We start from the raw sequence: 12,301 nt of genomic DNA on the forward strand, positions 1-12,301 counted from the left end.
TGTCTCAACAAGCGTGGCGTTAGTGGCGGTCATCCAGTGTTCACTCCTTGAAGTACAAGTTGTTTATGATTGATATATCAGAACTGGTTGCAATGCTATGATGGGGATCACATAGTGTCAATGGCCGTCCCGAATAAGTCGCGCGGCCGACCGAACTACAGTGATTCCGTACCTCGGCGAAGTGAAGGAGACATCCGCATGAGTACTATCTCCGCAAGCCCGGAGGTGCTGGGCGAGCCCCTTTCCCTGGCCGAGCAGTCGTACCGCGATCTCCGGGATCGACTGATCATGCTCGACATCCGTCCCGGGGAACCGATCAACGACGGCCAGCTGGCCCTTGAGCTGGGTGTGGGGCGAACCCCCGTGCGCGAGGCGCTCAAGCGGCTGGAGATCGACCACCTGGTCGTCTCCTATCCGCGCCGCGGCACCTTTGCCACGATCGTTGACATCACGGAATTGGCTGACGTCTCCGAAATGCGCCGCTCGCTGGAACCCCTGGCCGCCCGCAAAGCCGCGCTCGGTGCCTCGGGGTCCGACCGCGATGCCCTGCGCGCCCTGGCCCGCGACATCGAGCGGCTGGGGGAGAAAAGGGTCGACAAGCGCGGGCTGATGCAATACGACCTCAGCGTCCACCGGCTGATCTACCGGGCGGCGGGAAACCCCCACCTCGAGGAGACGCTGATCCGCCTGGACAATCTGGCCACGCGCATCTGGTGCCTGGTGCTGGACAAGGTCCCGTCCGTCGCCGGGCACATCGAGGAACACGTCGACCTGCTCGAGGCCATTGTTGCCGGCGAAGCCGACAAGGCGGAGGCCATGGCGCTGGCGCACATCACCAGCTTCGAGCAGACGATCCGGGCGGTGCTCTAGAGGCCGACTCCGCCATGCTCGTGGGTGCCGCGCCTCAATTGCGCGTGTCCAGGCTCGCGAGGGCCAGCCGGGTCGTCAAGTGGAGCGCCGCAGGGCGCGAGGTTCCGCGCGGATCGCCGCTTAGCAGGTCGATGATCTTGTTCGGGCGCTTGTGGAGGGTCTGACGTTCCGTGAACAGCGCAGCGGCGGCGGTGGAATTGCAGCCGCTCGACAGCCAAGTCTCCACGGTGGCGACCAAATCGCCGGATCGCATGCTGTCGTGGACCAGCAGGTCCGAAAGGATTTCCTGGATGTAGTGGTCGATTTTTTTGGCCCGAGTTCGCGTTCGCACGGGCGCCTACCGAGCCGCAGTCCGGGTCGGCGCCAGTGAAGCAAAAAATCGGCTCGTAGCAGTTCTTGAGAACCAGCGGGCCCCCCGGCGGAGAGATTGGCCGTGGGGCGCCCACAATGTCGACTGCAGGCTCCGGTTGCCACGACTGTCCATTCCACGGGGTTCGCACAGGTGCCATGTCGCCAACAGTCCTAGTGCCTTCTCGATCTGTTTTTTGGAAGGCGTCGATGCGGAGGCCTGCGCCGAACGCTTGGCCCAGCCGTTCAAGAGGGGTTGAGCCCCCTTGGAATCTGCCCGTGGGATCCGGCACGCACCCCGGCCACTGATGCGTCTAGGAGGAGGCCAGCCCGTGAACTAGCAATTACCTCGGACTGCCCATGGGCAACGGCTCCGTGGCGTCCAGCGGAACAGGACCACGGGGTTTTCCGATCCTGGCCGCACGCCCGGTCGATAGCCGATTTGAGGGGTACCTAAAAAACACTTGACAGTGACACGGGACACAAATAGGGTCAACGCAACAGTGTTGCATGCAATGCAACTTCAAAAACTTTCTGGTGGTTACCCATGATGCACCGCACCAACTCCGCGAACGGCCACGGCGCCCACTCGGTTTCTGCAACGAGCGCACAGGCCAATAACCTGGACATCGATCGCGGCCAGGGACCCGCAGGAGTCGACAAGAAGACGCGCACCAAGGTCGTGGCTGCCAGCTTTATCGGCAACTTCGTGGAGTGGTTCGATTACGCCGTCTACGGCTACTTGGCTGTGACCATTACGGCGGTCTTCTTTCCCGAGTCGGACCCTGCGACAGGCTTGATGCTCACGTTCGCACTCTTCGCGATCTCATTCCTGGTTCGCCCGCTGGGCGGATTCGTCTGGGGGCACCTGGGCGACAAGATCGGCAGACGTGAGGCACTCTCCTGGTCCATCCTGATCATGTCCGCGGCGACCTTCTGCATTGCATTGATCCCCTCCTACGACACCATCGGCATCTGGGCCCCGATCCTGTTGCTGATCATCCGCGTCGTACAGGGGTTCTCCGCCTCAGGCGAATACGCGGGGGCTTCGGCATTCCTGGTGGAATATGCTCCGGCCAACCGTCGCGGCCTCTACGCCGCCGTCGTTCCGGCCAGCACCGCCACCGGCCTGCTGCTCGGCTCGCTGCTGGCGGCGTTGCTCACGGGCCTGCTAGAACCCGAGCAAATGCAGTCCTGGGGCTGGCGTCTGCCATTCCTGCTGGCTGCACCAATGGGTCTGATTGGTCGATATATCCGGACCCGGCTCGAGGATTCACCGGTATTCAAGGAACTGGCCAAGGAAGACAACGCGGACAATGCCCCGGTTAGCTCGCTGTTCAAGAACCACTGGCGTCAGCTCGTACAGGCCGTCGGTGCGGTGCTGCTCAATGCCGTGGGTTTCTACCTGATCCTCAGCTACATGCCCACACACCTTTCGCAAAACATCGGGCTCAGTGAAACCGCATCCTATGTAGCCACCACCGTGGCGCTGACCACGTACATCGGCTTCATTTTCGTGGTGGGCATCCTCTCGGACAGATTCGGGCGCAAGAAGGTGTTGATGAGTGCGTCGATCCTCTTTGTGCTGTTGACGGTGCCGGCGTTCATGCTGTTGGAAACGGGCAACTTCCTCATCGTGGTTCTTGTGCAGATCTTGCTCGGCGCAATGCTTAGCCTCAACGACGGAACGCTGCCCAGCTACCTTGCCGAGATGTTCCCCACCCGCGTCCGTTACTCCGGATTCGCGGTGAGCTTCAACCTGTCCAATGCGCTCTTCGGGGGCACCGCACCTTTCGTGGCAACCGTGCTGATTGCCAGCTCTGGCACCGATCTGGCCCCCGGTTGGTACCTCATGGGAGCGGCAATCATCTCTCTGGTGGCCGTGTCCTTCTCGGTTGAAACCAGTAAGAAGCCGCTGGCCTAGCCAGTCGACGAGCATTTTCCTCACGCGCGAGGTGGGTCTCGATCAGGCCTGGGTTGCCGCATTGGCCAGTTGAATGCACCTCATAACCAGGCTCAAGACACTTATGCCCGGCGGGTACAGGCGCGGACAGGGGTGACGGGGATCAGCTCCCCGCGCCCACCATGTATCAGGGCCGGAACTCCACTGCTGTGACCCTGGATCGAGGCAAATCGCTGTTCCGGTGGTCAATCGACAGTGGCGGCACCTCAGTCGACGTTACGTCGATGTTTATGCCCGAGACTTACGCCTCTCATCCTGAGTAGCGAAGCTTGACTGTGAGCTGAACCACTGAAAGGATTCAATGCAACCATGTTGTGATAGATGCAACAAAAAGTTTCCATTCGCGGGACTCGTGACGTTCCGCCGAAGTCCCGACATTCCTCGTTCGCTGTGAATATATAGGAGACAACGATGGCCTCAGTATTTCTTGAAGACCTTGACGCAGAAACCTACGCCGCCGTTGTGGCCCGGGAAGGATCGACCGTAATCATCCCCACCGGTGCCACGGAGCAACATGGCCCTCACATGCCGTTGGGCGTGGACGCCATGCTGTCGAAGGCAATTGCCGGGGTGGTCGCCGAAAAGACCGGCGCAGTGGTTGCCCCGGTATTCGCATACGGCTACAAATCCCAGCCGCGTTCGGGCGGTGGCAACCACCGGGTAGGTACCACCAGCCTCGGTGCCGCAGCATTGACCGGAATGGTGGATGATGTGGTTTCCTCGTTCCTGGCCCAAGGTTTCAATCATGTGGTCGTCCTTAATGGCCACTTCGAGAACTACCAGTTCATCTACGAGGGTCTGGACAACGCGGTTGCCCGCGCCCGCAAACATGGCACCGGATCGCGGGCATTGTTGCTTTCCTACTGGGACTTCGTGGACGAAACCACCTTGGAGAAGGTCTTCCCTGATGGCTTCCTCGGCTGGGACATCGAACACGGCGGGGTGCTGGAAACCTCCCTGATGCTCTTGCTTCACCCGGAAAAGGTGGATATGTCCCGCGTTGTGGACCACCCGCCGGCCAAACTTACCCCCTACGACATCTTCCCCGAGGACCCGGCGCGAACCCCGGACAGCGGCTGCCTTTCCAGCGCCAAGGGCGCGAGTGCCGAGCGTGGGCAACTCTTGCTCGATGCGGTTGTCACGCAGATTGCAGACGCCCTCAAGGGCGAACTGTTGCTCGGGGACATTGCCCTGGAGGTGTCATAACATGTCACTGGACAAGACGAACCCGCATCCGGCTGCGAGTGCCGAAGGCGATAACGATCCCAAGTCCGCCACGCTGGTGGAGCTTCCCCGCTTCATGGGGCGGCACATCCCGCCCCTTGACAGGTTGCTGATCCGAGTCATTCCGCCAGTGCTCATCGTCGGGGTGATCATCTGGGTGCTGGCCAACCCCGTGGGCGCCGCGGCGGCGATCTCCGAAATGCGAACCTTCGTGACCGGCAAGTTCACCTGGCTGTTCATCCTGTATTCGGTCTTTACCGTGGTGGTGTGCATCTGGCTCGCCGTGAGCAAGGTGGGCAAGGTTCGACTGGGTGGACCCAATGCAAAGCCGCAGCATAGCAAGTTCGCGTGGTACTCGATGCTTTTCGCCTGTGGGCAAGGCATCGGGCTGATCTTCTGGTCGGTCGCCGAACCCATCATGCTGCGTGACGAGAACCCGGTCATCCCGGCCGGGCCCAGCGGCGGTGCCGAGGGCGCCATTGTGTGGACCTACTTCCACTGGGGCCTGACTGCCTGGGCCATGTATTGCGTGGTGGCGGTCTGTCTGGCCTACTCGCACCACAACCTGGGCAAGACACTGACCTTCCGAGAGGCAACCGTCGATATCCTTCCGCGATGGTCGCGCCGTGGGGCCGGCGTCATTGTTGAACTGCTGGCCATCATAGCCACTGTGCTCGGTCTCGCCACGTCCTTCGGGTTCGCAGCCATGCAGTTCAGCTCTGGCATCACTTCCTTCACTGGCATTGCAGCCAGTCCGGTGATGTGGTTCATGGTCATCCTGATTTTCGCCGGTATCACCTCGGTCTCGGCCATCGTGGGCATCAACAAGGGCATGGCCCGGATCAGTAGTGTGAACTCGATCCTCAGCATCGTGCTGGTGGTAGCCGTGCTGATCTTCGGCCCGACGCTGTTTATCATCTCCAATATGTCCCAAACTTTCGGCAGTTTCATGGCGAACTTCGTGGACATGAGCTTGTGGACGGACTCCGGTTTGGCGGCAACCACTCTCACGAGCTGGCAGGACAGTTGGAATGGCTGGTGGACGGTATTCATCTGGTGCTGGGTCATTGCCTTCTCACCCTTCGTTGCAGGCTTCATTGCCCGGATCTCCCGCGGGCGCACCATCCGTGAGTTTGTCCTGGGCGTGACCGTCATCCCGACCCTGATCGTCATGGTCTGGGTGGCAGTGATCGGTTCGGCCGCCATCTACTACGACGACAAGTCCGACCGCGCCATCAGTGCGGCAGTGGCGGCCGATACCTCTGCCGGCCTGTTCGCGATGCTCGACGCCGTTCCAGTGGTCGGCACCATCCTGCTGGTGGTTGCCACGATCCTGGTCGCCACCTACTACGTCACCTCGCTGGACTCTGGCATCTACGCGCTGAGCGAGTTTGTCTCGGCACCGCACAAGTCCGGACCCGTGTTCCGGGTGGTGCTGGTGCTGTCCGTGGGTACGGTCACCACGGTGTTGTTGACGTTGGGCGGAACTGCGGTGGTTGACACCGTTCAAACCGGTACCATCATCGGGGCATTCCCGTTCTCGTTTGTGATCCTTTTGATGATCGTGAACCTGATCCGAAGGCTGCTCAAGCGTGACAAGGCAATTAGGCAGCTGGAAAAGTTCATCAACGACCCCGACCCTACACGGGTGTTCGTTCCCGATCCGAGGGAGGAGGGCGCGATCCGCAGGGTCGCCTCCGAGGTCGACGAGGGAACTGGACTGTCAGAGAAGAAGTGATCGCGCGAAGGTCGTGGTGTCCGCAATGGCGGAGACCACGGCCTTCGCCATTGCTGCGCGGGAAAGCGCCCTTGAAGGTACCTGCAAAAAGGCCCGGTCGAGTCCCGCGAATTGGAAATCTTTCGACGTTAGCCGGAAAGCACTTGACAGTGAGATAGAGCACACATAACCTGAGTGCAACGGCGTTGCAATGAATGCAACAACCCGAACCTTTCTCCGGCGGTTCCCAAGAATCCACGCAATCCATTGGATTGGGCCGGTCTGCATTGCCACCTGATTACTTCTAAGGAGTCAATACCTTGACCACCACCGCTCACAGCGCCACCAACGTTTCAGACCTCGAGCGCCTCAAGACGCTGCACAACGGCACCAAGCAGCAGCTGACCTTCTCGGACGCAGAGTTCGAGCGCCGCCTGGCCGGCCTGCGCCGGATCATGGCCGCCAAGGAGCTCGACGCTGTCATCCTGACCAGCTACCACGGCATCAAGTACTACTCTGATTTCCTGTACACAACCTTCGGCCGCAATTACGCGCTGGTTGTCACCGCCGACAGCTCGACCACCATCACCGCGAACATCGATGCCGGCATGCCATGGCGCACCAGCTACGGCGACAACATCGTCTACACAGACTGGAAGCGCGACAACTTCTACTTCGGTCTGCAGGAAGCCCTGAAGCGCAACGGCGTCAAGGCCTCGCGCATCGGCGTCGAAGACGACGCCCTTCCGTTGATGACCCGCCAGGCCATCGCGGCCACCTTCGACGGAGCCACCCTGGTCGATGTCTCGCAGGATGCCATGCGCCAGCGCATGATCAAGTCCGCCGAGGAAATCGAGGTCATCAAGCACGGTGCACGCATCGGCGACATCGGCGGCGAAGCCATCAAGGCCGCGATCCGCGAGGGCATCACCGAGTACGAGGTTGCACTGATCGGCACCGAGGCGATGGTGCACGAGATCGCCAAGACCTTCCCGCACCGCGAAGTGCGCGACACCTGGGTATGGTTCCAGTCCGGCATCAACACCGACGGCGCCCACAACTGGGCCACTACCCGCAAGCTGGAGCGTGGGGACATCCTCTCGCTGAACTGCTTCCCGATGACCAGCGGCTACTACACCGCCTTGGAGCGCACCCTGTTCCTCGGCGAGCCGGACGAGCGCTCGCTGCAGGTATGGAATGCCAACGTCGAGGTGCACAAGCGCGGCCTGGAGCTGATCAAGCCCGGAGCGGTCTGCAAGGACATCGCCGCCGAGCTCAACGAGATCTTCATTTCGCACAACCTGCTGCCGAACCGCACCTTCGGCTACGGCCACTCTTTCGGAGTGCTCTCGCACTACTACGGCCGCGAGGCCGGCCTGGAGCTGCGCGAGGACATCGACACGGTGCTGGAGCCGGGCATGGTTGTCTCGATGGAACCGATGGTCACCATTCTTGACGGCGAGCCGGGTGCCGGCGGCTACCGCGAGCACGACATCCTGGTCATCGGCGAGGACGGCGGCGTGGAGAACATCACCAAGTTCGGCTTCGGTCCGGACAACAACATCATCGGCGCCTAGGGCCAGCTGGCATGATGGTGGGCGGGTGGGGCGCATGCGTGCACTCCACCCGCCCCCCGCATTTCACCCGAACGTCGCATCCCGACGAAGAATCGAGCCCCACGCCATGACACTGGATGACCACGACCGCGCCGGATACGCCATCGCCCTTGAACAGGCCCGCCTGGGTGCCAGCGAGGGAGGGGTGCCCATTGGCTCGAGCATCCTCGAGAACGGGGTGCTGCTGGGTGCCGGCCGCAACCGCCGCGTGCAAAACGGGGATCCGACGGCGCACGGGGAAATCGACGCGCTGCGCAACGCCGGGCGCCGTGCCTCCTACGCCGGAACCACGCTGTACTCCACGCTGGCGCCCTGCGCCATGTGCTCCGGATCGATCATCCTCTTCGGCATCCGGCGCGTGGTGGTCGGCGAGGAGAAGAACTTCCCCGGGGAACTCGAGCTGCTGCGGTCCCGCGGCGTGGAGGTCGTGGTCATCGACGACCCGAAGGCCACAGCACTGATGGAGGACTTCGTCGCCGAACACCCGGGCCTCTGGAATGAGGACATCGGCGTCGACGAGGCCCCGCCGGCCCCGGCGCGGTAGCGTACAACTGTGAACGCACCCACCAGCACCCCACCCACCGGAGGAATTCCCATGGTTGCCCAAGCGGCCGAAACCACCACCGCGGAACCGCGCGGCGCCTCGGTCATTGTCAACGTCATCGACGTGTTGCGGTGCTTCACCGTTGAGCACCCGGTGCTCGGCGTCACCGAAATCGCCGCGCAGGTGGGCCTGCACAAATCAAGCATCTCGCGGATCCTGGCCACGCTCGAACAGGAACGCATCGTGGCCCGCGACGAGGCCACCCGGAAGTACTCGCTAGGACTGGGGCTGATCGCCGTTGCCGGTCCGTTGCTGGCAAACCTCGACGTGCGCCGGGTGTCCTACCCCTTCCTGGCGGAACTGGCCCGGGACACCGGGGAAACCGCGGTGCTGACCATCTGGGACGGCATCGAATCCGTCTCGGTCGAGCAGATCCCCAGCCTCCACCAGGTCAAGCACACCTCGGCCATGGGCAGCCGCTACAACACCGCGCTCAGCGCCTCGGTGCAGGTCTTCCTGGCCCACGAGGACGCGGAACGCGCCGCGGCGCTGCTGGAAGCGGGGACCGTGGTGCTTCCGGAGAACACCGCCAGCACCCGCGCTGCCTACCTCAAGCGCCTGGAAGAGGTGCGGGTCCGGGGCTACGCGGCCAACTACGGGGAGACCTCCGGCGAGGAGGTCGGCGTGGCCGCGCCCATCTTCGACCACCGCGGCACGGTCGTGGCTTGTGCCTTGGTCGCCGCCCCGTACTACCGCGTCTCGCAGGAACAACTGGCCGCACTTGGCGCCGACTGCGTCCGTGCGGCGCGGCAAATCAGCATGCGCCTGGGCGCATCGCCGGCCTAGTTGAAGCACGGCACAACCGACGAAGAAGGGGGGCGCTCATGTTTGAACCACGTGGTGCACACACCTTTGACTACGCCCTGCACGAGGGCACCGGCACCCGCATGCAATTCCATTTCGCCGACGAGATGCGCATGCCCGTCGCCATCCAGACCTGGGAACTCGAACCCGGCGGACACGAGGGCATGCATGCCCACCACCGGGACGACATGGCCCTCGAGGAGTTTTACCTGGTGCTCGAGGGCACCGCGTCCATGCGCGTGGGCCAGGAGCACCACGAGCTGAAGGCGGGGGACAGCGTCCTGGCCCCGGCCGGGGTGGAGCACGATCTGCGCAACACCGGGGACGGCACGCTGCGCGTCCTGGCGGTCTGGGGCGAGGAAGGGCACAAGGACTTCTCCGCCTTCGGGTCCCTCGCCGCGGCGCGGGAAGCCCGGGCCGGGAATGACTGACCGCGCGGCAATGCTCAGGTCGAGGTGCCGCCTGGGAGGGGAAGCAGTTCGTCCATGCGGGCGATCCATGCTTCGAGCAAGCTGGCGGTGAGCTCGGGTTGGTCCAGGTGCGCGTTGTGTCCTGCCCGCTCGAGGATCGAGAACGTGGAGTTTTCATAGCGCGCCGCCAACGTGGCCTGGTCCTGGTATCCCACCACGTGGTCCTGCCGTCCCGCGATGACCAGGGTGGGGCCCTTGAAAGTCGATTCACGGTCCTCGGGCTCGATGGCCAGCGGGTATTTTCCGGCGATCCTGCCGATCGCCTTGCGGTCAAATCTCCGCAGCCCCGGTAGGGCCGAATCGCGGAAACGAGCCCAGTTCTCCGGGGTTTGGAGTACCGCCATTTCTTGGTAGGCCGCCGCGTCCTCCTGGTCCAGGGAGGCCAACAGGTCCTCATCGGTGCGCAGTACCATCCGGGGCGGCACCCGCCGGCGTCCGTGGTCGGCCACTGCCACCGGGCAAAGTAGGGCAAGGCCAAGGACCTGGTCGCCGAACTCCGCCACGAGGTGGCGCGCGATTATTCCACCGAAGGAATTCCCGAGAACCGCGAATCGCTGGATGCCAAAGGCCTTGCGGGCGAACGACGCCACGGCCGCCGCGACGTCATCGGTGCTGCGGATATCCGGCCCGGCGGCGGATAGGCCCATGCCCGGAAGATCGATGTAGACCCGCCGCCAGCCCCCACGCCCGGCAAGCGCCGGGTCGAGCCCAACCAGCAGGTGGTGGTCCACGCAGAAGCCATGGATCACCAGCAGCGGGGTCCCGTAACCAATCTCGACAAAATGCACCCCTTGAACGCTAGCACCACGCCACGACGGCCACCTGTCGCACGGCTACGCCGGGACGCCCGGGGTGCGGCCCGAGAGGCCAGTTCGTCGAGTGCGCCGTCGCGGCACATGCCGCGCCTCCGCCGAAGCGGCGCGTGTGGCCCGCGCCACTTCGGCGCTAGGGTGGATCCATGTCGAACATCCCGCATTCGCAACACTTCGATGTCATCGTCGTCGGTGCCGGCCTGGCCGGACTGGTGGCTGCCACCGAGGCCACCGCGGCCGGGGCACGCGTGCTGCTGCTGGACCAGGAATCCGAAGCGAACCTCGGCGGACAGGCCCACTGGAGCTTTGGCGGGATCTTCTTGGTCGACTCGCCGGAACAGCGCCGGCTGGGTGTCAAGGACTCCGCGGACCTCGCGCTGCGGGACTGGGCCAACACCGCGGGCTTCGACCGCGACGAGGATGAGTGGGCCCGCAAGTGGTCCCGCGCCTACGTCCAATGGGCTGCAGGCGGTAAGCGTGAATGGCTGCGTGAACGCGGCATCCGATTCTTCCCGGTGGTCGGGTGGGCCGAACGCGGCGGGGCCGGGGCCCAAGGTCCGGGAAACTCCGTGCCGCGCTTCCACATCACCTGGGGGACCGGACCCGGGCTGTTGGCCCCCTTCATCCTGGCCGCCCGCACCGCAGAGGCAAAGGGGCAGCTGACGATGCTTTGGCGCCACCAACTCGATGAATTGGTCACCGACAACGGTGCAATCACCGGGGTGCGCGGCACGGTGCTTGCGGATGATCCGGCACCGCGCGGGGTTGCAACCAACCGCACCAAGGCTGGGGACTTCGAATATTCTGCCCCATCGGTCATCGTTGCCACCGGCGGCATCGGAGGGAACCTGTCCAAGGTGCGCGCCGCGTGGCCGAAACGCTTGGGGACCCCGCCGCAGGACATGGTCTCCGGTGTGCCCGCCCACGTGGACGGACGCGGCCTGGACATCGCCCGGCGGGCAGGGACGCAGGTGGTCAACGAGGACCGGATGTGGCACTACACCGAGGGAATCGCCAACTGGAACCCGTTATGGGCGCGCCACGGAATCCGCATCCTGCCCGGGCCCAGTTCCTTGTGGCTGGATGCCACCGGTCGGCGGCTGCCGGCTCCGCTGTGGCCCGGCTTCGACACGCTGGGAACCCTCGAATACCTGCGCGGCACCGGGCACGATTACAGCTGGTTCATTTTGAACCGGCGCATCATCGGCAAGGAGTTCGCGCTCTCGGGTTCCGAGCAGAACCCCGACCTCACCGGCAAGGACATCCGCGCGGTGCTGGCACGGGCACGCGTGGATGTCCCCGGCCCGGTCCAGAATTTCCTGGACCACGGCGACGACTTCCTCCAGGCAGCCACGATCGGCGAGCTGGTGGCAAAGATGAATCGGCTCACCGGGGACGACCTCTTGGATCCGGCGCAGGTCGCCGGGGTCATCGACGACAGGGATTTGGCGGTGGCGAACCGCTTCGGAAAGGACGGGCAGATCTCGGCCATCACGTCGGCCCGGAACTATCTGGGCGACAAGCTGGTGCGCAGCGTCAAACCTCACCGCCTCACGGATCCAAAGGCCGGCCCGCTGATTGCGGTGCGATTGAGGATCCTGACGCGCAAGTCATTGGGCGGGATCCAGACCGACCTTGATTCGAGGGTGCTGGATGCCGCCGGGAATCCGATCCCGGGCCTCTACGCTGCGGGTGAGGCTGCGGGCTTTGGCGGCGGTGGCATGCACGGCTACCGGGCACTCGAGGGCACGTTCCTGGGTGGCTGCCTCATGAGCGGCAGGATTGCAGGCCGCCACGCCGGCGAGGCTTGGAAGCGAACATAGTGCGAGCCACCAACGTCCCGTCCCTTGTCGAGGCAGCAGTAAATTCGTGG

At 63.7% G+C, this 12,301-nt stretch carries 11 protein-coding genes; 9 read left to right on the forward strand and 2 right to left on the reverse strand.

The annotated features are described in order from the left end of the window. Positions 1-198: 198 nt before the first annotated feature. Positions 199-870: a GntR family transcriptional regulator gene (locus tag Q2T94_RS06665; protein ID WP_302263381.1), complete on the forward strand. Its 672-nt coding sequence runs from the start codon at positions 199-201 to the stop codon at positions 868-870. A 34-nt stretch (positions 871-904) separates the two neighbouring features. Here the strand turns inward: Q2T94_RS06665 and Q2T94_RS06670 are convergent, their stop codons facing one another. Next, complete coding sequence (locus Q2T94_RS06670) at positions 905-1,201, reverse strand: helix-turn-helix domain-containing protein (RefSeq protein ID WP_264268474.1); 297 nt, start codon at positions 1,199-1,201, stop codon at positions 905-907. A gap of 564 nt (positions 1,202-1,765) precedes the next feature. Here Q2T94_RS06670 and Q2T94_RS06675 point away from each other — a divergent pair. The 7 genes from Q2T94_RS06675 to Q2T94_RS06705 all read left to right on the forward strand — a co-directional run bounded on the left by Q2T94_RS06675 (position 1,766) and on the right by Q2T94_RS06705 (position 9,577). Then, entirely contained in the window at positions 1,766-3,142 is a 1,377-nt protein-coding gene (locus Q2T94_RS06675; protein ID WP_302263382.1) for an MFS transporter, read from the forward strand. Between the two features lie 450 nt (positions 3,143-3,592). Beyond that, positions 3,593-4,387 (forward strand): creatininase, encoded by a 795-nt coding sequence (locus Q2T94_RS06680; protein WP_264268472.1) that lies wholly within the window; start codon positions 3,593-3,595, stop codon positions 4,385-4,387. Between the two features lies 1 nt (position 4,388). Further along, entirely contained in the window at positions 4,389-6,143 is a 1,755-nt protein-coding gene (locus tag Q2T94_RS06685; RefSeq protein WP_372342853.1) for a BCCT family transporter, read from the forward strand. A 299-nt stretch (positions 6,144-6,442) separates the two neighbouring features. Further along, entirely contained in the window at positions 6,443-7,699 is a 1,257-nt protein-coding gene (locus tag Q2T94_RS06690; protein WP_302263383.1) for a M24 family metallopeptidase, read from the forward strand. A 106-nt stretch (positions 7,700-7,805) separates the two neighbouring features. Then, complete coding sequence (locus Q2T94_RS06695; RefSeq protein WP_264268470.1) at positions 7,806-8,282, forward strand: nucleoside deaminase; 477 nt, start codon at positions 7,806-7,808, stop codon at positions 8,280-8,282. A gap of 51 nt (positions 8,283-8,333) precedes the next feature. Further along, complete coding sequence (locus Q2T94_RS06700; protein WP_302263384.1) at positions 8,334-9,128, forward strand: IclR family transcriptional regulator; 795 nt, start codon at positions 8,334-8,336, stop codon at positions 9,126-9,128. Positions 9,129-9,166: 38 nt separating this feature from the next. Then, positions 9,167-9,577, forward strand: coding sequence for a cupin domain-containing protein (locus Q2T94_RS06705; protein ID WP_302263385.1), 411 nt, complete (start codon positions 9,167-9,169; stop codon positions 9,575-9,577). Between the two features lie 14 nt (positions 9,578-9,591). Here Q2T94_RS06705 and Q2T94_RS06710 read toward each other — a convergent pair whose 3' ends face one another. Then, positions 9,592-10,404, reverse strand: coding sequence for an alpha/beta fold hydrolase (locus Q2T94_RS06710; protein ID WP_302263386.1), 813 nt, complete (start codon positions 10,402-10,404; stop codon positions 9,592-9,594). Positions 10,405-10,574: 170 nt separating this feature from the next. Here Q2T94_RS06710 and Q2T94_RS06715 point away from each other — a divergent pair, with 170 nt between their 5' ends. Next, complete coding sequence (locus Q2T94_RS06715; RefSeq protein ID WP_302263387.1) at positions 10,575-12,251, forward strand: FAD-binding dehydrogenase; 1,677 nt, start codon at positions 10,575-10,577, stop codon at positions 12,249-12,251. Positions 12,252-12,301: the final 50 nt, after the last annotated feature.

Origin of the sequence: Paeniglutamicibacter sulfureus (genome assembly GCF_030512175.1) — a bacterium.
Lineage (GTDB): Bacteria > Actinomycetota > Actinomycetes > Actinomycetales > Micrococcaceae > Paeniglutamicibacter > Paeniglutamicibacter sulfureus.